Annotated in this window: 15 protein-coding genes; 12 read left to right on the forward strand and 3 right to left on the reverse strand. The window is 68.2% G+C overall.

What is annotated here, in order from left to right; all coding sequences use genetic code 11:
* From EV645_RS30135 to EV645_RS30175, 9 genes are all read left to right on the forward strand, one after another.
* The gene (locus EV645_RS30135) at nt 1-945 is read left to right on the forward strand and encodes an aldo/keto reductase (RefSeq protein WP_130447443.1); all 945 of its coding nucleotides are present in this window, start codon (nt 1-3) and stop codon (nt 943-945) included.
* Between the two features lie 70 nt (nt 946-1,015).
* Nucleotides 1,016-1,993 carry an ABC transporter permease gene (locus tag EV645_RS30140; protein WP_130447444.1) on the forward strand — a complete coding sequence of 326 codons (978 nt, stop codon included), beginning with the start codon at nt 1,016-1,018 and terminating at the stop codon, nt 1,991-1,993.
* Nucleotides 1,994-3,964, forward strand: a complete 1,971-nt coding sequence (locus EV645_RS42925) for a dipeptide/oligopeptide/nickel ABC transporter permease/ATP-binding protein (RefSeq protein WP_130447445.1) — start codon at nt 1,994-1,996, stop codon at nt 3,962-3,964.
* Entirely contained in the window at nt 3,948-5,012 is a 1,065-nt protein-coding gene (locus tag EV645_RS30150) for an ABC transporter ATP-binding protein (protein WP_130447446.1), read from the forward strand. Before EV645_RS42925 ends, EV645_RS30150 begins: the two co-directional genes overlap by 17 nt.
* Nucleotides 5,009-6,673: an ABC transporter substrate-binding protein gene (locus EV645_RS30155; RefSeq protein WP_130447447.1), complete on the forward strand. Its 1,665-nt coding sequence runs from the start codon at nt 5,009-5,011 to the stop codon at nt 6,671-6,673. The genes EV645_RS30150 and EV645_RS30155 overlap by 4 nt, the downstream gene beginning before the upstream one ends.
* Nucleotides 6,674-6,681: 8 nt before the next feature.
* A complete protein-coding gene (locus EV645_RS30160; RefSeq protein WP_198681946.1) occupies nt 6,682-7,356 on the forward strand; it encodes a ThuA domain-containing protein in 675 nt (224 codons plus the stop codon).
* Complete coding sequence (locus EV645_RS30165) at nt 7,356-8,396, forward strand: Gfo/Idh/MocA family protein (protein ID WP_130447449.1); 1,041 nt, start codon at nt 7,356-7,358, stop codon at nt 8,394-8,396. Before EV645_RS30160 ends, EV645_RS30165 begins: the two co-directional genes overlap by 1 nt.
* Nucleotides 8,393-9,514: a Gfo/Idh/MocA family protein gene (locus EV645_RS30170; protein WP_130447450.1), complete on the forward strand. Its 1,122-nt coding sequence runs from the start codon at nt 8,393-8,395 to the stop codon at nt 9,512-9,514. The genes EV645_RS30165 and EV645_RS30170 overlap by 4 nt, the downstream gene beginning before the upstream one ends.
* Nucleotides 9,511-10,242 carry a sugar phosphate isomerase/epimerase family protein gene (locus EV645_RS30175; protein WP_130447451.1) on the forward strand — a complete coding sequence of 244 codons (732 nt, stop codon included), beginning with the start codon at nt 9,511-9,513 and terminating at the stop codon, nt 10,240-10,242. The genes EV645_RS30170 and EV645_RS30175 overlap by 4 nt, the downstream gene beginning before the upstream one ends.
* Here EV645_RS30175 and EV645_RS30180 read toward each other — a convergent pair.
* Entirely contained in the window at nt 10,229-11,392 is a 1,164-nt protein-coding gene (locus EV645_RS30180) for a pyridoxal phosphate-dependent aminotransferase (protein ID WP_198681947.1), read from the reverse strand. The two genes, EV645_RS30175 and EV645_RS30180, sit on opposite strands and share 14 nt — an antisense overlap.
* 23 nt (nt 11,393-11,415) lie before the next feature.
* On the opposite strand from EV645_RS30180, the gene EV645_RS30185 reads away from it, so the two are divergent.
* A complete protein-coding gene (locus EV645_RS30185; RefSeq protein ID WP_198681948.1) occupies nt 11,416-12,300 on the forward strand; it encodes an NAD-dependent epimerase/dehydratase family protein in 885 nt (294 codons plus the stop codon).
* Here EV645_RS30185 and EV645_RS30190 read toward each other — a convergent pair.
* Nucleotides 12,252-13,619: an FAD-binding oxidoreductase gene (locus tag EV645_RS30190; RefSeq protein ID WP_242000758.1), complete on the reverse strand. Its 1,368-nt coding sequence runs from the start codon at nt 13,617-13,619 to the stop codon at nt 12,252-12,254. The genes EV645_RS30185 and EV645_RS30190 overlap by 49 nt on opposite strands.
* A gap of 179 nt (nt 13,620-13,798) precedes the next feature.
* Here EV645_RS30190 and EV645_RS30195 point away from each other — a divergent pair, with 179 nt between their 5' ends.
* Nucleotides 13,799-19,306: an ATP-binding protein gene (locus EV645_RS30195; protein ID WP_130447453.1), complete on the forward strand. Its 5,508-nt coding sequence runs from the start codon at nt 13,799-13,801 to the stop codon at nt 19,304-19,306.
* Nucleotides 19,307-19,327: 21 nt separating this feature from the next.
* Entirely contained in the window at nt 19,328-21,481 is a 2,154-nt protein-coding gene (locus EV645_RS30200) for a transglycosylase domain-containing protein (protein ID WP_130447454.1), read from the forward strand.
* Between the two features lie 3 nt (nt 21,482-21,484).
* Here the strand turns inward: EV645_RS30200 and EV645_RS30205 are convergent, their stop codons facing one another.
* Nucleotides 21,485-23,401, reverse strand: coding sequence for a primary-amine oxidase (locus EV645_RS30205; RefSeq protein WP_130447455.1), 1,917 nt, complete (start codon nt 23,399-23,401; stop codon nt 21,485-21,487).
* Nucleotides 23,402-23,467: the final 66 nt, after the last annotated feature.

Consider the following 23,467-nt stretch of genomic DNA (forward strand, 5'->3'; position numbering starts at 1 on the left):
ATGGAGTGCCGCGCGCTCGGGCGATCTGGCCAGCTTGTCTCCGTGGTCGGCCTCGGCTGCCTGAACTTCGGCAGCCGGATGGACGTCGACGCCAGCCGGTCGGTCGTGGACACCGCGATCGACCTCGGCGTCACCCTGTTCGACACGGCCGATATCTACGGTCCGGACGGAGGCTCCGAGCGCGTGCTGGGGGAGGTGCTCGCGGGCCGGCGGGACCAGGTCGTGCTGGCGACGAAGTTCGGTCATCCCGGGGTCGACATGGGATTCGGGCCCGCGGCCGGTGCCAAGGGTGGGCGGGCCTACATCCGGCGTGCGGTGGAGGGATCCCTGCGCCGGTTGCGCACCGACTACATCGATCTGTACCAGATTCACATGCCCGATCGTGCCACGCCGATCCTCGAGACGCTGGCGGCGCTACACGAACTTGTTGTCGAGGGCAAGGTTCGCTGTCTCGGCCATTCGAACTACGCCGGCTGGGAGCTCGCGCAGGCGGATCATCTCGCCCGCGAGAACGGGCTCACGCCGTTCGTCTCCGCGCAGAACAACTGGTCGCTGCTGGTCCGCGATGTCGAGCGCGAACTCGTGCCCGCTGCCGAGCACTACGGCGTCGGGGTGCTGCCCTACTACCCGCTCGCCGAAGGCATGCTGACCGGAAAGGTACGCCGTGGTGAGCCGTTGCCGGACGGCACGCGAATCGCGGATCGAAGTCACCTGGTCACCGAGGAACGCCTCGACCAGGTCGACCGGCTGACGAAGTGGTGCGAGGCGAACGACCACACGCTGCTGGAGCTGGCGATCGGCTGGCTGGCGGCGCAGCCCAGCGTGGGCTCGGTGATCGCCGGAGCGAGTACGCCGGCGCAGCTGCGCGCCAACGTCGACGCAGTCGGATGGCGACCGGACGAATCGGAACTACGGGCCATCGACAACGTTCTGGGAGTTTGTTAAGCTACCGAACATAGCGATGAACGGTTGACGTCACTTCGACGTACCTCGTCGCGATGCCAGGGAGGACCGAATGCGTTATCTGGCTCGGCGCTTCGCCTTTTACCTCATCACGGCGTGGGCGGCGCTCACGCTGAACTTCCTGATTCCCCGGTTGATGCCGGGGGATCCGGCGCAGGCGCTGCTGTCCCGCTTCCGCGGCCGGCTGGACCCGCGGGCCACCGAGGCACTGACGGCGATGTTCGGCCTGAACGACGAGTCGATGTGGTCGCAGTACCGGACCTATCTGGCGGATCTGAGTAAAGGCGATTTCGGACTGTCGTTCACGTTCTTCCCGACGCCGGTCTCCACGGTGATCATGGACAGCCTGTGGTGGACGATCGTCCTCGTCGGTATCGCGACGGTGGTCAGCTTCGTCATCGGGACACTGCTGGGGATCATCGCCGGCTGGAAGCGCGGTTCGCGGTGGGATCACCTGCTGCCGGTCACCACGTTCTTCTCGTCGATCCCGTACTTCTGGTTCGGGCTGATCGTGCTGTTCGTCCTGAGCGGTGAGCTGCGGCTGTTCCCGCTCTCGGGCGGGTACTCGTCCTGGCTGTCGGTGGACTTCTCCTGGGCGTTCCTGTCGAGCGCCTTCAAGCACGCGATCCTGCCCGGGCTGACGATCGTGATCGCCTCGATCGCGGGCTGGCTGATCCCGATGCGGAACATGATGGTGACGACGATGTCGGACGACTACGTCGTACTGGCCGAGGCGAAGGGGCTGTCACCGCGAAGGGTGATGCTCAACTACGCCGCCCGGAACGCGATCCTGCCCTCGGTGGCGACGTTCACGATGTCGCTCGGCTTCGTCGTCGGCGGCGCCGTGCTGACCGAGATCGTCTTCGGCTATCCGGGCATCGGCAACAACCTGTACCAGGCAGTGATCAACGAGGACTTCCCGTTGATGCAAGGGATCTTCCTGATCATCACGTTCGTCGTCCTGCTGGCGAACTTCCTGGCCGATCTGGTCTACGTCTGGCTGGATCCGCGGACCCGGGTGGAGGCGTAGATGTCTGCTGAGGCCATAGCCGACGCGGTGCCGGAGCCGGCCGCGCAGCCGAGTCCGAAGGCGTCCACCCGCTCCCGGTTCGCCGGACTGCGGTCGGCGAAGACGATGACCGGACTGGTCATGTTCGGTGTGTTCGTCCTCGCCGGCGCCTTCGGCCCGGTGTTCTGGCGGAAGGATCCGTCGGCATTGTCGAACGACATCCTGCAGCCGCCGTCGAGCGCGCATTGGTTCGGCACTACCCAGACCGGCCAGGACATCCTCGCCCAGGTGCTGGTCGGGACCCGAGTGTCCTTGCTCGTCGGCGTGACCGCGGCAGTTCTCGCGACTGTCCTCTCGCTGCTCGTCGGACTGACAGCCGGGTACGTCGGTGGGCTGACCGACGAACTGTTCTCCGCGCTCGCGAACGTCTTCCTGGTGATCCCGGCGCTCCCACTCGTCGTGGTGCTCGCCGGCTACCTACCGACTCGAGGATCGCTGACGGTGGCGGTCGTCATCAGTCTGACCGGCTGGTCGTGGGGTGCGCGGATCCTGCGAGCCCAGACCTTGTCGATCCGGCGGCGCGACTTCATCGAAGCGGCGCGGGCGACCGGTGAGCGTCCGATCCGCATCATCCTGTTCGAGATCCTGCCGAACGAGTTCGCGATCGTTGCCTCGAGCTTCCTGTTCACGATCGTCTTCGCGATCCTGACCCAGGCGGGTCTGGCGTTCCTCGGTCTGTCCGATGTCACGACCTGGTCGTGGGGCGGCATCCTCTACTGGGCGCAGAACAACCAGGCGCTGCAGTCCGGCGCATGGTGGTGGTTCGTTCCGCCGGGGCTGTGCATCGCCCTGATCGGCATGGCGCTCGCGCTGATCAACTTCGGCATCGACGAGTTCGTGAACCCCCGGCTCCGCGTCCAGAAGCTCGCCGCCAAGCGTGCCCGCCAGATGCCGGTGACGAAGTCCGAGCCCAGGCCGGCATCCCGGCGTACCGACGTGGTGCTCGAGGTGACCGACCTGCACGTGAACTACGGCGAGGAGCCGAGCGCGGTCAAGGCTGTGGACGGTGTGGATCTGGTACTGCGTCGCGGCGAGGTGCTCGGCATTGCCGGTGAGTCAGGATCGGGCAAGTCGACGCTGGCCTACGCGATCACCCGGCTGCTGCGTCCGCCCGGTGAAGTCGTGTCCGGCTCGATTCACTACTGGCCTCGCGGCGAGGAGCCGGTCGACGTACTGCGGATGTCCCCGGACGAGCTGCGCGCGTTCCGCTGGGCCGAGTTGGCGATCGTCTTCCAGAGCGCGATGAACTCGCTCAACCCGGTCCTGACGCTGCGGGTACAGATGGCTGACTCGCTGACCGCGCACCGCCCCGGGATGAGCACCCAGCAACGGGATGCACGGGTGGTCGAGGTCATGACGATGGTCGGTCTGCCGGCCGATCGCGCCGACGCCTACCCGCACGAGTTGTCCGGCGGCATGCGTCAACGCGCGCTGATCGCGATGGCACTGGTCCTGGAGCCTGACGTCCTGGTCCTCGACGAGCCGACGACCGCGCTGGACGTCGTCGTACAACGCCAGATCCTGAACCAGATCATGGCCCTGCGCGAGCAGCTCGGGTTCGCGGTCGTCTTCATCACCCACGACCTGTCGCTGCTGATCGAGGTCGCGGACCGGATCGCGATCATGTACGCCGGTCGCGTCATCGAGACCGGCTCCGCATCGGAGCTGTACCGGTCACCGCAGCATCCCTACAGCGACGGTCTGCTGCACTCGTTCCCGCATCTGCACGGACCGCGCAAGGTCCTGACCGGCATCCCCGGCACACCACCGGACCTGCGGTTCATCGCCCCGGGCTGCCCCTTCCAACCCCGGTGCAGCAAGGCGATCGCGAGCTGCACCACGACCATGCCGTTGCTGTTGGCAACGACAAAGGGCCACCAGGTCGCCTGCCTGCTGACACAACCGAGGAGTGACGATGACGGTCAGCTCTGAAACGCCGGCCCTGGAGGCCCACGGTCTGGTCAAGCACTTCCCGGTGCACCGGATCCGGCAGCGGCTGCGTGGCCGCGGTGAGGTCGTGCACGCCGTCGACGACGTCTCGCTGACTTTGCGATCCGGAGAGGTCACCGCCCTGGTCGGCGAGTCCGGCTCCGGCAAGTCGACAGTGGCCCGACTGCTGGCCGGTCTCTATCCGCTCACCGACGGGACGATCTCGATCGGAGGTGCGACCGTACGGGCGACACGGGGCCGGCTGTTCCGAGAGCACGTCCGTCGCGTCCAGATGGTCTTCCAGGATCCGTTCGGCTCGCTGAACCCCGTTCACACCATCGCCTACCACCTGCGCCGCCCGCTGAAGGTGCACGGTCTCGCGAAGAACCGAGCCGCGACCCGGGCCGCGACGGTCGAGCTGCTCGAACAGGTCAACCTCACGCCGGCTGAGCAGTACCTGGCGAAGTACCCGCACGAATTGTCCGGCGGTCAGCTCCAGCGGATCGCGATCGCTCGCGCACTGGCGGCCGAACCGAAGGTGCTGCTGGCCGACGAACCCGTCTCGATGCTCGACGTGTCGATCCGGCTCGGCCTCCTCAACCTGCTCGCCGGCCTGGTGAAGTCGCTCGGCCTGGCGATGCTCTACATCACCCATGACATCGCCTCGGCCCGGTACTTCGCGACGACAACGCTCGTCATGTACGCCGGCCGGGTGATCGAGGGCGGGCCGTCGGAGGAGCTCGTCCAGCGTCCCGCACATCCCTACACCCAGTTGCTGCTCGCGTCCGCCCCCGATCCGGATCGCGCCGGCCGCGATCCGGAACTGCTCGACGCGGGTGAGCCGCCGAGCCTGGTCAACCCGCCCGAGGGTTGCCGCTTTCATCCGCGATGTCCGCACGCGATGGACATCTGCCGCACCGAGGCGCCCGGCACAACCGAGCTGCGCCCCGGCCATTGGACGAGGTGCTGGCTGTACAGCGCAGACACAGAGGCAGACACAGCGCAAGCGCCGAGACCTTCCTCAGCAGCCAGCAAGGAGCACCTGACATGAAGATTCGACGGAGGAGAACGATCGCCTGCCTTGTCACCGCGGTCGCCCTCGCACTGGGCGCCGCCGCGTGCACGGAAGAGGCGCCGCCGGCCAAGGCGGGTTCGTTGCCGACCCTGGAGATCACCGGGACCGGCGGCGGTCCGGCCGCCAACTTCAACCCGTTCCTGCCGACCAGCGCGCTGAACGCCTACAGCGCGGTGAACATGATCTACGAGCCGCTGGTCCAGTTCAACATCCTGAAAGAGGGCAGCACCTATCCGTGGCTCGCGACCGCGTGGACGTGGTCCGACGGCGACAAGACGCTGACCTTCAAGCTCCGCGACGGGGTGAAGTGGTCCGACGGCCAGGCGTTCACCAGTGCCGACGTGGTCTTCACGTTCGAGCTGATCAAGAAGTACGCCGGGTTGAACGTGAACGGGGTCGACTTCGAGACGGTCTCCGCCCCGGACGACAAGACGGTCGTGATGACGTTCAAGACGCCGGCGTTCACCCAGCTGTACGCGATCGCCGGGTTGACCCCGATCGTGTCCAAGCACGAGTGGTCCGCCGTACCGGATCCGACCAAGTTCCTGGACCCGAACCCGATCGGCACCGGCCCGTTCGTCTACAAGTCGTACAACCCGCAGCTGCTGGTGCTGACCAAGAACGACAAGTTCTGGCAGCCGGGCAAGCCCGAGGTCCAGCAACTGAACTATCACGGGCTGAGCTTCGAGACGGCCGGCATCCAGCTGCTGTCGGGCGAACTGGACTGGGCGGACTACTTCTTCACGACCGGCAGCAACAAGGAGTTCGTCAACAAGAACAAGGACAACCATTTCTGGTACCCGCCGACCGGCGTCGTCTCGCTGGTGCCGAACAACACCGTCTGGCCGTTGAGCGAGCTGCCGGTACGGCAAGCCATCAGCGCGGCCCTCGACCGGCAGCAGATCTGCGATCTCGGCCAGTACACGTTCAACCCGCCGGTGAAGACACCCACGGGCCTGCTGCTGCCGAACTACGACTCGGCCCTCGACCCGAAGTACAAGGATCTGACGATCGTCGAGGACAAGGCGAAGGCCAAGCAGTTGCTCGAGGGCGCCGGCTTCACGCTGAACAAGTCCGGCATCTACGAGAAGGGCGGCAAGCCGATCGCGCTGACGCTGACCGTTCCGTCCGGGTACAAGGACTGGATGAACAGCTCCGGGATCATCGCCCAGCAACTCAAGACGGTCGGCATCTCGGTGACCGTCAAGGGCGTGTCGGGCGATGACTGGTCGCAGCGCGTCGCGCAGGGGCATTACGACCTGACACTCGGGTCGTCGAACACCGGTGCCTCGCCGTTCGTCGCCTACCAAGGCTGGCTCGACAACAGTCAGTCCGGACCGGTCGGTTCGAACGCCACGACCAACGTCGAGCGGTTCAACGACCCGGCCACGCAGAAGTTGCTGACCGACTACCAGTCCGCCGGGACCGACGACGCTCGTCTGACGGCGTTGCACGGTCTGCAAGGTGTCATGGTCGAGAAGACACCGATCATTCCGCTCGTCTACAGCGTCGACTGGGCCATGTACCGCTCGGCGAAGGTGACCGGGTGGCCGACGGCGGAGGATCCGTACGCGCCGGCCGCGCCGTACACGCCGGGTGCGGAGATCGTCGTACTGCGGCTGAAGCCGGCCGCATGAGGGTGCCCGTGAGAGTCACCGTCTGGAACGAGAACGTGCACGAGGGCAAGGACGAGAGTGTCCAACGGGTGTACCCGGAAGGCATTCACGAGGTGGTTGCCGACGGCATCAGAACGGGGCAACTTCTCGATGTCGTCGTCAGCACCGCAACCCTCGACCAGCCCGGGCAGGGTCTGCCGGCCGGCGTCGTCCGGCAGACCGACGTACTGGTCTGGTGGTCGCACATCGCGAACGACCAGGTCGACGACGAGGTGGTCGACCGGGTCATCGCGCGAGTGGAGCAGGGCATGGGACTCGTCCTGCTCCACTCGGCCCTCTACTCGAAGGTCAGCCTCAAGCTGCTCGGCACCAGCTGCGCACTCGATCATTGGGCGCCGAACAACGAGCAGCAGGTCTACACGGTCAAGCGCGGACACCCGATCGCCGAAGGCGTGCCGTCGCCGATCGTCATCCCCGCGGACGAGTTGTACGCCGAACCGTGCGACTTGCCGGAGCCGGATGAGCTCGTGTTCATCAGCTCCTACAGTGGTGGGGCCGTGTTCCGCAGCGGGTGCTGTTTCCGTCGCGGGAAGGGCAGGATCTTCTACTTCAGTCCGGGTGATCAGCAGTACCCGGTGTACCGGCAGTCCGAAGTACGCAAGGTGATCGCGAACGCGGTCGCGTGGGTAGCAACGGAGGATTGATGACGGAACTTCGGGTCGCCCTGGTGGGCGTGGACCATTGGTACTCGGCGCTTCCACTCGCGGAAGGAACACGGGTGCGAGCCGGGCTGAGCCTGGCCGGCGTGTGGGACGCCGATCCGGTTCGCGCTGCGTACGTCAACCAGCGGTACGACGTCGGTCGCGTCGAGGCGGACTGGCGGACGCTGGTGGACGATCCGGGGATCGACGCGGTGATGAGTTTCGTCAGCCCGGACCTCAACCACGAGGTGTGCGTCGCCGCGGCCGAGGCTGGGAAGCACATCATCGCCAACAAGCCGCTGGCGCTCCGGCTGGAGGATGCTTCGCACGTGGTCGAAGCCGTCCGCGGCTCCGGAGTGACGTTCCTGCCGGCCGAGTCCCGGCAGCGGCTGGGCCCGAACGCGCAGTGGCTGCGGCAGTGGGTGAAGGACGGCCGGATCGGTCAGCTCACCAGCGCGGCGATGACGACCTGGGCCAGGCTGCCGGCGCAGTGGCCGGACGACCGCACACCGGGATGGTTCGTCGACCCGGCGCGGACGGTCGGCGGCGGGTGGGTCGACCACTCGATCTACCAGATCGACCTGCTGCGCTGGCTCCTCGGCGAGGAGGTCGTCGCGATCAGCGGGCAGACAGCCAAGCACGCTCATCCCGAGCTCGAGGTCGAGGACTACGGGGTGGCGACGGCGACGTTCTCCGGGGGAGCGGTGGCCACGCTGGAGAACACGTGGACCGCACCGGACGGCGGGTTCCAGTCCAGCTACACACTCGTCGGCAGCGGCGGCGCCGTACGGATGGACGGCATTCAAGGGCGGCTTCTGGTCAGCGGGGAGGTCGAGCCCTTCAGCGGATGGGTGGAGGTCGCGCCGCCGGGCAGACATGACCAGGCGGCGGACCTCGATCACTGGACCGCTGTCATCAACGGCGAGGCGGAGCCGGTCGCAACCGTCGAGGATGCGTGGCACAACTTGGCGGTCTGCCTTGCCTTCTACGGGTCCGTCGATGCGGGCCAGACAGTGCGCGAGGGGCGGGAGGGGTTGGCATGAGCCCGCTTCGGATCGGCGTACTCGGTGCGGGGATGATCGCTACCGGCGGCGGGGGAGTGCTGCCCAACCTGGATTCGATCCGGCACAAGGCTGAGGTCGTCGCGATCGCGGACGTCGTACCTGATCTGGCCAAGACAGTCGCCGGGAGGTTCGGCATCCCGAACGCCTTCACGAGTCTGGAGGCGATGCTGGACGGAGTCGAGCTGGACGCAGTGGTCAACCTGACGCCGATTCCGGTGCATGGCCGGACCTGCGCGCAGATCCTTGCTGCGGGCAAGCATCTCGCGACCGAGAAGCCACTTGCGACGAGCATGGAGGACGCCGACCGGATCTGTGAGCTTGCCGCCGAAAGCGACCTCACGGTGGTCTGCGCGCCGTTCAACATGCTCTATCCGGACCGTGCCGAGGCTCGCCGGCTGGTCCGGGAAGGTGCCATCGGCAAGGTTGCGTTCGCGCGGGTGCGGTCGTCGCACGGCGGGCCGGCCTCCGGGGCGTGGCCCGCGGACCCGACCTGGTTCTATCAAAAGGGTTCCGGGCCGTTGTTCGACATGGGCGTCTACGGCATCCACGAGATCACCGGGATCCTCGGGCCGGCTCGTCGGGTGGTCGCCTTCGCGGGGATCACCGAGCCGACGCGCACGGTTCGCGGCGGGCCGTTCCAGGGCAAGACGATCGACGTCACCGCGGACGACAACGTGCTGATGCTGCTCGACTTCGGCGAGTCGACGTTCGCGGTCGTCGACGGGACGTTCAACGTGAACGCCGCCCGCGGCCCGAAGCTGGAGATCTACGGCCGGGAAGGGACCATCAACCTGAGCGGACGACCCTTCGGCGGCGACGGACCGCCACTGGAGATCTTCCGGATGGATGCGGTCGGCGGACTCCGCGGCTGGATCGCTCCGGACCTGCCTGACGGCGATGCGCCGATGCGGCGACTGGTCGGGCTGCACCGCGCGGTCCTCGTCGATCACCTCGCGGACTGTGTCGCCTCCGGGACCCGGCCGCTGCTGAATCTGGAGCACGCGCGGCATGTCCTGGAGATCATGCTGAAGGCCGATGAGGCCGCGCGCACCGGTCAGGCGCAGGAGCTGACCACGACCTTCTCCCTGCCCGAATGAAGCGCCCGATAGGAGTACAGCTCTGGTCCGTCTTCACGTTGGACGACTTTCCCGGAGTACTTCGGCAGCTCAGCGAGATGGGGTACGCCGGCGTCGAGGCGTTCGGGCTGCACGATCTGTCACCGACCGTCGTCCGGCAACTGCTCGACGACCTCGGACTCGAGCTGTTCAGCTCACATGCGCCGTTCCCGGCCGGACCGGATGCGCAGCGCATTCTCGACGAGCAGAGTCAGCTCGGCGCGCCGGTGCTCGCGTGGAGCCTCGAGGCGGAGGAGTTCGCCACCGAGGACAGCATCGCGCGCGGGGTCGAGCGGGTGAACGAGGCCGCCGCGAACGCGAAGGCGTACGGGATGCAGATCGCGTACCACAACCACTGGTCGGAGTTCGCCCGGTTGGCCGACGGGCGGCGTGCGTACGACGTACTGCAGGAGCGGCTCAGCCCGGACGTGCTGCTGGAGCTCGACGTGTACTGGGCCGCGGTGGCGGGCGCGGATCCGGCTGCGGTCGTGCGCGAGTACGGCGACAGGGTCCGGTTCCTGCACCTCAGGGACGGGCCGGCGAAGACCGCTGAGGACGCGATGGTCGCGCTCGGGCAGGGCAGCCTGGACATCCCGGCGATCCTCGACGCGAACCCATCGGTCGCCTGGCACATCGTCGAACTGGACCGTTGCGACACCGACGTGATGACCGCCCTGCGCGAAAGTTTCGACTATCTCAACGCGCTTTGACGAGTTCCGTGAACGCGTCGAGGGCCCGGCGGATGTTCGGCACCGAGTTCGCGTACGAGAAGCGCAGGTGGTTCTCGCCGTACACACCGAACGACGTGCCCGGGAGACACGCAACGCCGGCTTCGTCGAGCAGGCGATCAGCCAGGTCCGATGCCGACAGGCCGAGTTCGCTGATGTTCGGGAACGCGTAGAACGCGCCGCCGGGCTCGACACAGGAGACACCCGGTACGGCGTTCAGGCCGGACACGATGACCTCGCGCCGTTCGCGGAACGCGTCCAGCATCCGGTCGACGTCGTCCCACGGTCCCTCGAGCGCGGCGATCGCGGCGTACTGGCTGAAGGCCGACGTACACGAGACAGAGTTGATCATCAGCCGCGTCACCGGCTCGACCAGCGGCTCCGGGAACACGCCGAAGCCCAGCCGCCAACCGGTCATCGCGAACGTCTTCGACCAGCCGTCGAGCAGGATCGTCCGCTCGCGCATGCCGTCGACGTCGAGGACGCTGTGGTGCTGGCCGTCGTACCGCAAAGCCCAGTAGACCTCGTCGCTGAGTACGACGAGATCGTGCTCGATTGCGATCTCCGCGATCGCCTGCAGCTGCTCCGGGGTGGAGGCGCTGCCGCAGGGGTTGTGCGGGGAGTTGAGGATCAGCAGCTTGGTCCGGTCGGTGACCAGCGACCGGAGCTCGTCGGGGTCGATGACGAACCCGTTCTCCTCCCGCAGCGGCACCGGCACCGGCTTCGCGCCGGCGAACGAGGCGATCGACGCGTACATCGGGAAGCCGGGGTCGGGGTAGAGGACCTCGTCGCCCTCCTCGCACAGCGCGAGGATCGTGAAGAACATGATCGGCTTCGCGCCCGGCGTGATCAGCACCCGGTCGGGGGAGGTCTGCATCCGGCCGGTGCGCTCGAGGAACTCGGTCACGGCGGTCCGCAGCTCCGGGATCCCGGGCGCCGGCACGTAGTGCGTGAAGCCCTTGTCGAGGGCCTGCTGCGCGGCGGCGATCACGTGCGCCGGGGTGTCGAAGTCGGGTTCGCCGATCTCGAGATGCACGATCTCGCGACCCTGCGCCTCCAGCGCCTTCGCCTTGGCGAGGACCTCGAAGGCCGATTCGGTCCCCAGTCGTCCCATCCGCTGAGCAAGTTTCACAAGGCGAATCCTAATCTGCAACGATGAAGAACATGGCACGGGTAGCGGTGACAGGAAGCAGCGGCAAGCTGGGCCGCGCCGTGGTCGACCACCTCGCGGACAACGGCTGGGACGTGGTCGCCCTCGACCAGGCTCCGCCGGCGCGCGCCGACGTGACGTCGACACGGCTCGATCTGACCGATTTCGGCCAGACCTTCGAGGCGATCGCGGGGATCGACGACCGGCACGACGGCGTCGACGCGGTGGTGCACCTGGCCGCGATCCCGGCACCGGGACTGCGCCCGAACGCGGCGACGTTCCACAACAACATCACCGCGACGTACAACGTGTTCTCCGCGGCGCTGCGGGCCGGCGTCCGGAACATCGTGTGGGCGTCGAGCGAGACCGTGCTCGGTCTGCCGTTCGACGAGTTCCCGCCGTACGTGCCGGTGGACGAGGACTACCCGCCGCGGCCGAACAGCACGTACTCGCTGGTGAAGACGCTCGAGGAGGAGCTGGCCCGCCAGCTGTGCCGGTGGCACCCGGACCTCAAGCTGATCGGGCTGCGCTTCTCCAACGTGATGTACCCCGAGGACTACGCCCGCTTCCCGTCGTTCGACGCCGACGCCCAGGCCCGCAAGTGGAACCTCTGGGGCTACATCGACGCCCGCGACGGGGCTCAGGCGGTCCGCAAGGCGCTCGAGTACGGCGTGACCGGGACCGACGTCTTCATCGTCGCGAACGCCGACACCGTGATGTCCCGGCCGAACGAGGAGCTGCTCGCCGAGGTGTTCCCCGGCGTGGAGGTCAAGCGGCCGTTCGGGCCGAACGAGACGCTGCTCTCGATCGACAAGGCGCGGCGTCTGCTCGGCTACGAACCTCAGTTCTCCTGGCGAGGACCGAACGGGAAGAGCGTGTCCGGGTCGTAGGCGGCGCGGATCTCGGCCAGCCGCGCGAACGTCTCCACGGGCCACGATGCCTCGAACGATCCCGGCACCGTGAACCCGCCCGCGAAGTTCGGCGTGTTCTGCGCCGAGATCCACGGCCGCAGCGGGGCCAGCAACTCGTCGACCGTTGCCGGCAGCACCTTTTCGAACAGGCTCGGATCCGGTACGCCGATCAGCGTCAGGGTGCACGCACCGCCGCGACCGCCGACCGCGCTTCCCCCGGGTACGTCGCGTTCGGTGGCGCCGCCGAGGTGCCGGATCTCGACCGCGATCAACGGGATCTGCTGCTCCGGACCGGCCGCCCCGAGGAAGGCCGCGACGAAGTCGGCATCGAGCTCGTTGAGCATCATGCCGCGATCCCACGAGGGCGTCGGCGCCTTCGGGTCGTTGTGGATCAGCGGGATGTCGCTCGCGGGCATCTCGCCGACCGCGTCGATCAGCGTCGTACCGGCGTCGCGGATCGGCTGGAAGAGTTGCTTGCCCTCGGCCACATCACCGACGTACGCGAACCGCACGCTGAGCACCGTCTTGCCGCGCAGCGGTGCCGGGATGAACTCGAGCGGCGGCAGGCGCAGGATCACGACCGACGAGTTCGCGCTCTCCGGCAACGTCTTGGTCCACTCGGTCCAGGTGCTCAGCACGGGAGCGATGTGCTCCGCGTCGAAGAACACCGATCCGCCGTACAGGGTGCTGAGCTCGGCGAGCTCGAAGTCCATCGACGTGACGATGCCGAACCCGCCCTTGCCCCCGCGCAATGCCCAGAACAGGTCTGCATTCTCAGTGGCGTTGGCTGTCACCGGACCACCAGCGGTGACCACCCGGAAACTGCGAGCCCAGTCGGACGAGAAGCCGTAGGTCCGCGCGAGCGGGCCCAGGCCACCGCCGAGCGTGTAGCCGATACAGCCGACCACGTCGGAAGCCCCGGCGATCGGGGCGAGTCCGTGCGGCGCGGCGACGCCGATGACGTCGGCCCACACCGAACCGGCGTTGATGTGCGCGATCTTGGTGTCCGGGTCGACCGTCACGCCCTTGAGCCGGGAGGTCGTCACCACGATCCCGTCCTGGATCGGGTTCGGTACGCCGTGCACCGTCGCCAGCACGCGAACCGGCGTACCAGTCTCTGCGGCTGCTCGAACCACGGCCACGGCCTCGTCCTCGGACGTCAGGCCGACCACCACGTCAGGACTGTGTGTAACCGCCAGGTTGAACCCCGACAACTCTTCCGCGAAGCCCTCGTCCCCGCGCGCGAGCACAGGTCCCGCGACTGCTCCCCGCAGCCGGCCGATCAATTCATCCGACACGATGCTTCCCCTCCGTCGACTGCCCGGAAGTCTTTCACCGGGCCGGGGTCAGGCTCGGAAACAGGCTCGAACACGCCTGAAAGGGGGGCCGACTCGACGGTAACGGCCGTGGGCTGAAAACCTGTGCCAGCAGAGGGCGATCCCTTCTGTACAAGCAGGGTGAGACACGGAGGCGGTCGATGTTCAAGCGTATCGCGATTGTGAACCGGGGCGAGGCCGCCATGCGGCTGATCAATGCGGTCCGGGAAGTCAACGCCGAAGGCGGTGACCCCATCGAGACCGTGGCCTTGTTCACTGACGGCGAGCGCACCGCGACCTTCGTACGCGCGGCGGACATCACCTACCCGCTCGGCCCGGCATCGGCCCGGCCGTACCTGGATCTCGTCGTCCTCGAGCGGGCACTCCGCGAGAGCGGCGCGGACGCGGCCTGGGTCGGCTGGGGCTTCGTTGCCGAGGACCCCGCATTCGCGGAGCTGTGCGACCGGATCGGCGTGACCTTCATCGGTCCGTCGGCCGAGGCGATGCGCAAGCTGGGCGACAAGATCGGGTCGAAGCTGATCGCCGAGGAGGTCGGCGTACCGGTCGCGCCGTGGAGCCGCGGTGCGGTCGAGTCGCTGGCGGCCGCGCTGGAGGCGGCCGAGCGGATCGGTTACCCGTTGATGCTCAAGGCAACGGCCGGCGGCGGTGGCCGCGGTATCCGGGTGGTCCGCTCAGCAGACGAGTTGTCCGACGCGTACGCACGGACCAGTGACGAGGCTGCCCGCGCCTTCGGTAGCGGCGTCGTGTTCCTGGAGCGGCTCGTCACGGGCGCGCGGCACGTCGAGGTGCAGGTCATCGCGGACGGTCAGGGTACGGCGTGGGCGCTCGGGGTGCGGGACTGCTCGGTGCAGCGACGCAACCAGAAGGTGATCGAGGAATCGGCGTCCCCGCTGCTGTCCGCGTCGCAGGTCGACGACCTGAAGGCGTCCGCTGAGCGGTTGGCGCTCGCGGTCGGGTACAAGGGCGCCGCGACGGTCGAGTTCCTGTACCACCCGGGTGAGAAGTCGTTCGCGTTCCTCGAGGTGAACACGCGGCTCCAGGTCGAGCACCCGATCACCGAGCTGACCACCGGGTTCGACCTGGTGAAGGCCCAGTTGCACGTCGCCTCCGGTGGCCGGCTCGACGGCGTCAAGCCGGCCGAGAGCGGTCACGCAGTCGAGGCGCGATTGAACGCCGAGGACCCGGATCGCGACTTCGCGCCGTCGCCCGGGCGCATCGCCGTACTCGATCTGCCGGCTGGTCCCGGGATCCGGGTCGACACCGGGGTGAGCGCGGGCGACAGCATCCCGGCCGACTTCGACTCGATGATCGCGAAGATCATCGGGTACGGGCGGACCCGCGAGGAGGCGCTGGCGCGGCTGCGGCGCGCGATGCAGGCGACGACCGTGCTGATCGAGGGCGGCGCGACCAACAAGAGCTTCATCCTCGAGCTGCTCGACCAGCCCGAGGTCATCGACGGCAGTGCGGACACCGGCTGGATCGACCGGGTCCGCGGCGAGGGACGCCTGATCTCGCACCGGCACTCCGGGATCGCGTTGGTCGCGGCCGCGATCGAGGGGTACGAGGACTCCGAAGCCGTCGAGCGGACCCGGCTGCTGGAGACCGCGCACGGCGGCCGCCCGCAGGTGCAGCACGAGGTCGGTCGCGCGATCGACCTGAAGCTGCGCGGCGCCGGCTATCAGGTGACCGTGGCGCGGATCGGCCCCGAGCGGTTCCGGGTCGGTGTCGGGAACGGGCAGCTGAAGATTGTGGACGCGGAGCTGGAGCGACTGGACGCCTACACGAGCCGGCTCGTCGTCGGCGGGCAGCGGTTCCGCCTGGTGACCGCGACGCACGGCCCGGTGCACCTGATCGAGGTCGACGGCGTGACCCACCGCGTCAGCCGCGACGAGGGCGGCGTACTGCGGTCGCCCGCGCCCGCGCTGGTGGTCGCGACGCCGGTGCAGACGGGTGCCGAGATCGAGGCCGGTGCGCCGGTGCTCGTGCTCGAGAGCATGAAGATGGAGACGGTGCTGTACGCGCCGTTCAAGGCAACCGTGAAGGAGCTGCTGGTCTCGACCGGCAGCCAGGTCGAGACCGGTGCGCCGCTGCTTCGGTTGGAGCCGGTGGCAGACGACAGCCCCGAAGAGGCGGCTCCGGTTCAGAACGGCGTACAGCTGGATCTGCCGAACGGGACGGGGGAGAAGTCCGCGGCCGAGCGGGTGGAGCGCGGGCTGGACGACCTGCGGAGCATGCTGCTCGGGTTCGATATCGACCCGCAGGACGAGGGCGGCATGCTGGCCGACTACCTCGCCGCGCGGTCCGAGCTCGCGCATCAGCAGGCTGGACCTCCGGTGGGGCCTGAGATCGAGCTGCTCAGCGTGTTCGCGGACTTCGCCGAGCTGAGCCGGAACCGTCCGGCCGGCACGGACACGAGCATCGAGAACCGCGTGCACAGCCCGCGCGAGTACTTCTACACGTACCTGCAGAGCCTCGACCCGGACCGTGGCGGATTGCCGGCCGAGTTCCAGGCCCGGTTGACGCGGGTGCTGAGCAACTACGGCGTGACCGGGCTGGAGCGCAGCCCGGAGCTGGAGGAGGCGGTCTTCCGGATCTTCCTGGCGCAGCAGCGCTCGAGTCCCGACGTAGTGCTGGTCACGTCCGTGCTGCAGCGCTGGATCGCTGAGCCGCTGCCGGAGTCGCCGCTCGACGAGTCGGTGCACGAGCTGCTGGACCGGCTGGTGCCGGCGACGCAGCTGCGGTTCCCGGTCGTCGGTGACCTGGCCCGGAGCGTTCGCTTCCGCTGGTTCGACCAGCCGCAGGTCGACGCCGAGCGGGCGTCGATCATCGCCGGGGTGAGCGACGAGGTCGCCGACCTGGCCGCGCACCCGGACGCGCCGGACCGGCAGCAGCGGATCGACGCGCTGGCCGCGATCCCCGAGCCGATCGTCCGCTTCCTCGCCCGGCGGCTTGCCGGCGGCTGGGGCGACCGCGAGCCGATGCTCGAGGTGCTCGTCCGGCGGCACTACCGCGAGTACGAGCTGCATGATCTGCGCGAGTTCGCCGTCGACGGGCGGCCGGTCGCCACCGCCGACTACTCGATCGACGACCGTCCGAGCCACCTGGTCACGACGGTCGGCACGGTCGCCGAGCTCGCCGACCGCGACAGCGCTCTGTCGCGTGCACTGACCGCGCAGGTCGACGCTCGCGCGGCCGGCCACGAGGCCGTCGTCGAGCTGTACCTGTACGGCCCGGACCTGCCGGAGTCGCAGCAGGAGGCCTCCGACCTGTACCGCCGCATGGTCGCCGACCTCCCGGTCGCCCAGCGCGTACGCCGGATCTCGGTCGCGGTCGCATCGGGACTGGACAACGCGGTGTCGTACTTCACCTATCGCCCGGCCGGCGGGTCGATGGCCGAGGACGACAACGTCCGCGGCGTACACCCGATGGTCGGCCGCCGCCTGAACCTGTGGCGGCTGCGCGACTTCCGGATCACCCGCCTCGAGGCACCTGAGGACGTCCTGCTCTACTACTGCGTCGCGCGGGACAATCCGGCCGACCGGCGGCTCGTCGCGCTGGCCCAGGTCCGCCAGTTCGCCGTGGTCCGGGACGAGGACGGCCAGGTCACGTCGCTGCCGCACGCGGAGCGCGCGATCTCGAACTGCCTGGAGGCGATCCGCCGGGCCCGCTCGGCCCGCGGAGCCGCCGGCGCCAAGCTGGACATGAACCACGTCTGGGTGCAGATCTGGCCGGTGGTCGACGTACAGGTCGACGAGGTGACAGCGCTGCAGCGCAACATCGCCCCGATGACCGCGGGCGCCGGGATCGAGGAAGTCCTGGTCCAAGGCGACGTCGTGGCACCGGACGGCTCGATCAACCCGGTCGCGGCCCGGTTCTACTACCAGCACGGCGCGGGCGTCGTCACCTCGATCGAGCAGCCGCCGACCGGTCGGCTGATGCCGCTCGACGACTACGCCCAGAAGGTGCAGCGGTCCCGGCGGCGCAACACGATCTACCCGTACGAGGTCAGCGGGATGGTCGCCGGCCAGGGCGGCTCGTTCGTCGAGCACGACCTCGACGACGCCGGCAACCTGGTCCCGGTCGAGCGACCGAAGGGCCTCAACAAGGCCGGCATCATCGTCGGCATCGTCACCACACCCAGCGAGCGGTACCCCGAGGGCGTCACCCGGGTCGCGATGAGCGGCGACCCGACGATGGCGCTCGGCGCGGTCGCCGAGGCGGAGTGCTCGCGGATCATGGCGGCGCTCGACCTGGCCGAGCGGATGCAGGTCCCGGTCGAGTGGTACTCGCTGTCGGCCGGCGCCCGGATCTCGATGGACTCCGGCACCGAGAACATGGACTGGGTCGCGAAGGCGCTGAAGCGGATCGTCGAGTTCACCCAGGACGGCGGCGAGATCAACGTCGTGGTCGCGGGCATCAACGTCGGCGCGCAGCCGTACTGGAACGCCGAGGCGACGATGCTCATGCACACCAAGGGCATCCTGGTGATGACGCCGGACAGCGCGATGGTGCTGACCGGCAAGCAGACGCTGGACTTCTCCGGCAGCGTGTCGGCCGAGGACAACTTCGGCATCGGCGGCTACGACCGGGTGATGGGCCCGAACGGCCAGGCGCAGTACTGGGCGCCCGATCTGAAGGCGGCCCGGGACGTGCTGATGACCCATTACGACCACACGTACGTGATCCCGGGGGAGAGCGGTCCGCGCCGGGCCGCGACGTCGGACCCGATGGATCGCGACGTCACGCCGTACCCGCACGACGTGGCCGGGAGCGACTTCAAGACGGTCGGTGAGATTTTCTCGCCTTCGACGAACCCGGACCGGAAGAAGGCGTTCGACATCCGCACGCTGATGCGGGCGGTCACCGACCAGGACCACCCGGTCCTGGAGCGCTGGGCGGGCATGGCCGACGCGGACACCGCGGTCGTGCAGGACGCCCGGCTCGGCGGGTTCCCGGTCTGTCTGGTCGGAATCGAGTCCAAGTCGGTGCCGCGCCGGGGCTTCCCTCCCACCGACGGCCCGGACACGTACACCGCGGGCACGCTGTTCCCGCGGTCGTCGAAGAAGGTGGCGCGGGCGATCAACTCGGCCAGCGGCAACCGCCCGCTGGTGGTGCTCGCGAACCTGTCCGGTTTCGACGGATCACCGGACTCGATGCGCAACCTCCAGCTCGAGTACGGCGCCGAGATCGGCCGCGCGATCGTGAACTTCCGGGGACCGATCGTTTTCTGCGTCGTCTCGCGGTACCACGGCGGCGCGTTCGTGGTGTTCTCGAAATCGCTCAATCCGTCCATGACGGTGCTCGCGGTCGAGGGCTCGTTCGCATCGGTGCTCGGCGGCGCGCCGGCCGCCGCGGTCGTTTTCGCGGGTGAGGTCGACGCGCGGACCGCAGCGGATCCGCGGGTCGCGACGCTGGCCGAGCGGGTCGGCGAGGCGACCGGAGCGGAGCGGGCCGCGCTGGCGACGGAGCTCGCCGACGTGCGAACCGTCGTACGGGCAGAGAAACTGGGCGAGGTCGCGACCGAGTTCGATCGCGTGCACAGTATCGAGCGGGCGCGTGACGTCGGATCGGTCGATGCGGTCATCAGTGCAAGGGAATTGCGGCCAAAGTTGATCGAGGCAATCAATTCCGGGGTATCCGGAAGCTGATCACTCGTCTAGCCTGGAGGTATGCGTACCGGCAGGGGCGGTCGCAATTGGGCTCGGTCGTTGATCACGTTCATCGGCGTGAGCGTGCTGTCTGGCGCGCTGGCGGCGGGGCTTGCGGTGCCGTTCGCCGGGTTCGCCGGGCGCGGATCGGCTGACGTCGCGGCGAGCGTCGGGAACCTGCCGAAGGATCTCGAGATCGATCCGGTGGCCGTCCGCAGCCGCATCCTGGCCGCGGACGGCACGCTGATCGCCACGCTGTACGAGCAGAACCGCGTCCCGGTCCCGCTGAGTTCGATCAGCCCGATCATGCGCAAGGCGATCGTCGCGATCGAGGACTCGCGGTTCTACGACCACGGCGCACTCGACCTGAAGGGCACGCTGCGCGCGATGCTGCGCAACCAGACCGAGGGCGAGGTGCAGCAGGGCGGGTCGAGCATCACCCAGCAGTACGTGAAGATGAGCCTCGTCGAGAAGGCCCGGACCGCGGCGGAGCGCGCCGCGGCGACCGCGGTCACCTACGAACGCAAGCTGGCCGAGCTGCGCTACGCGATCGCGGTCGAGGACCAGCTGTCCAAGGACGAGATCCTTGAGCGGTACCTGAACGTGGTGAACTTCGGCGACGGGTCGTACGGCGTCCAGGCGGCCGCGCAGCACTACTTCCGGACCACGGCCGACGAACTCACGCTCCCGCAGGCGGCGCTGCTGGCCGGCCTGGTGAAGAACCCGACCGGGTACGACCCGACGAACGACCTGGCCCGTTCGAAGGCGCGCCGCGACGTGGTGATCAAGCGGATGCTCGAACTGGGTGTGATCACGCTCTACCAGGCCAACCAGGCGCTGCGGACGCCGGTGATCAACCTGGCCACGGTCGAGCCGGTGCCGAACGGCTGCGCCAACTCGCGGTACCCGTTCTACTGCGACTACGTGGTCGCCAAGCTGCTGACCAACCCGGCGCTCGGCGCGACCCCGAAGGACCGCGATCACTATCTGAAGACCGGCGGCCTGCTGATCCGGACCTCGATCGACCCGCGGATCCAGGCGGCCGCGCAGGCCTCGATCGACAAGCACAGCAAGCGCACCGACTCCGCGGTCGCGGCGATCACGGTGGTCGAGCCGGGCACCGGGCTGGTCAAGGCGATGGTGCAGAGCAAGCCGTACGGCAACGGGCGCAACCACACGAACTACAACTACAACGTCGAGAAGTCGTACGCCGGCGGGTTCGGCGGGTTCCAGAACGGCTCGACGATGAAGGCGTTCACGATCGCGGCGGCCCTGTCCAGGGGCATCCCGATGGACTACCGGATCAACTCGCCGGAGCAGATCGACCTGCGGAACAAGAAGTTCAAGACCTGTACGGGGTACACGCGCGATCCGACGTACCAGCCGAAGAACTCGACGCACAGCGGTGACCTGACCATGGTCGAGGCGGCGCGGTTCTCCACCAACACGTACTTCCTGCAGTTGTCGCAACGGACCGGGCTGTGCCCGATCGCGAAGATCGCGGCCAAGCTCGGGATGTACAACGGCCAGACCGGTGAGCCGCTCGACCAGGTGGCGTCGATGACGCTGGGCGTCGGGTACGTGACGCCGCTGATGCTGTCGAACGCGTACGCGACGTTCGCGGCGCGTGGGAAGTACTGCAAGCCGCTCGTCGTCACGTCGATCCGGGACAACTCCGCGAAGTCGATCCCCGGGCCCGGCATCGACTGCAGGCAGGCGCTGCCGCGTGCGGTCGCGGACGGGGTCAACCGGGTCCTCAGCCAGGTGATGATGCCGGGCGGTACCGGCGGCCGCCTGCGGTTCGGGACGCGCGACATGGCCGGCAAGACCGGCACCATCCAGCAGAACCTGGCCGTGTGGTTCGCCGGTTACACGCCGAACCTCGCCGCCGCCGCGGTCGTCGCGGACGCGACCCTGCCGTACACCAACCTGATGTTCCGCCACACGCTGAACGGCGTGGACATCGCCGACCCGACCGGCTCTGGCACCGCCGGCCCGCTCTGGCAGTCGGCCATGCAGGGCGCGATCCGCGGCCTCCCGGTCGAGCGCTTCGTGAACCCGCCGAAGAAGATGATCGGCAACCCGAACCCGAAGCCGCCCGACTCGGAGAAGCAGAAGCCGGGGACGAAGCCGACCCCCAAGCCCAAGCCGCGGCCGAACACCGCTCCCGGCTGACCCTCACTCCGGGTGGTGCCGGCAGACTTCCCCGTCCGCCTTGACCGACGGCGGTACGTCGATCGACGGGTTCTGGTCGAAGAAACCGAACGGTTTGAGCCAGAACGCGATCGTGTCGGCGGGCATCACCGGCCAGTCCTCGACCCGGGTGATGTGGTGGATGCCGAAGACGTACCAGAGGACCAGGTCGGTGTTCTCCAGCGACTCGTCGTCGGCGATCCACCGGCTCATGCCGTCGTCGGCGCTGGACTGGGTCGGGTAGTCGCCGCACGGCCAGCGTTCCTCGTCGTGCTGGCGGGTCACCCACAGCGTGTGGCCGATGATCGGCGCGCGCAGGAACTGCGGCGTACCGGGGTCCATCAGCGGCGGGATCGACGCGCTCGGGACGAGTTTGTACGCCGGATGGGTGCCGAGCGCATTCACCCGGTTCGGGTTCGCGACCTTCCAGGATCGTTGGGTGGACCAATTGAAGTCGCGGGCGGCCTCGGACTCGGAGCGGATCGGCGTCGCGTCGGTGACCACGGCCAGACCGTACGGATTGCTGTCCGACACGGGCAGCGCCCGCGAGTCGACCTCGTACGCCGTGTTCCCGTCGCCGTCCACGTCGAGATCGAGCCGGGCGACCAGGAAGTGCTGGTGGAACGGCGCGTACGTCTGCTTGTCGACCACGGTCCCCGTCGATGGCGGCGCACCGTCCGCGCCGAACGGCGTCGTCACCATCAGCCCGGTGGCCCGGACCTCGCACTCGATGTTGCCGTCCTGGTAGAAGCGCCAATACACGAGGTACTCGTAGTTCGCGACCGTCACGTGGCACGACACAACCATCCGGCGCATCCGGCGTACCTCGGCGCCGTTGGTGTGGTCGACGTGCTTCCACAGCACGGCGTTGTCCTCCTCGTGCAGGCAGATCGCGTTCTTGATCGTGTAGGGCTCGCCGCGGGTGTCGTGCAGTACGGCGTCCAGGTAGCGGATCTCGCCCAGACAATCGCACCCGAGCTCGAGCGATGTGGTCATGAACCCGAGACCCCACTCGCCGATGTCGAACGCCGTACGCCGGTAGTGGTCGAACGAGGCGTCGCGGTACGGGACCATCAGCTCCGCGAACGACATCCGGTAGGCGATGTCGCGGCCGCCGTAGCCGACCTGGTAGATCACCGGCCCTTCGCGGTGGTTGAAGCCGAGCCGCAGGTTCCAGTTCTGCCACCGCAGCTCGGTGCCGTCGAGCGTGAACGAGACGCCTTCGGGCTGGGTGATCTCCAGTGGCTTGAGATCCGTGCGCAGCGTCCCGGTCCACGGTCCGGGGGCGTACTCCGCGTTCACCTCGGGCTGGCCGTGATCGTGGTCGTCCTCGAGCTCGAGCAGCTCGAGCGTGTTCATGTCGACGACGACCTTGAGACCGGAGACCGGGTGCGCGTACGCGTTGCTCTCCGGCGTGTCGCGGTACCAGATGTCGCACCACCCGAGCCGGCGGTCGCGGTACTTCTCCGGCATCAGCGCCTTCCCGTACGTCCAGACCTCGATCAGCACCAGGGACAGGTCGGTGATGCCCCGCGCGGCCAGGGCGGCAACGACGTCCGGGTGGGCCCGCATCGCCTCGTCGACCTCGTGGTACTCGTCGGTGGTGAAGTTCGGCGTCACGCCGGGCACGTGTGTCCAGGTCACCACCCGGTCGCCGGTCAGGTCGACGACGGCTTCCCAGGTCTGGTTGTCGGCCCGGTTCCACAGCACGGCGAACGCAGCCCGCGGTACGACGTCGCCCGGTCGCCAGGCCCGGACCGCCGTCTTGTCCGGCTCGAGCAGCTCGATCCCGGCGAACCGCCAGGACCCGCCGAGCTCCTCGTCGCGGCGCAGGACCGCGGCCGTCTGCCGGAACTCGTGCTCATCCAGTGGTTCGAGCGGATGCGTCGCCTGATGAGTCATGGCCTTCTCCTCGTCAGTGGGTGAGCTTTAGATTGAGAGAACTGGGGGATTGGATCGTCTGCTGCG

The organism is Kribbella rubisoli, from assembly GCF_004217145.1.
Taxonomy (GTDB): domain Bacteria; phylum Actinomycetota; class Actinomycetes; order Propionibacteriales; family Kribbellaceae; genus Kribbella; species Kribbella rubisoli.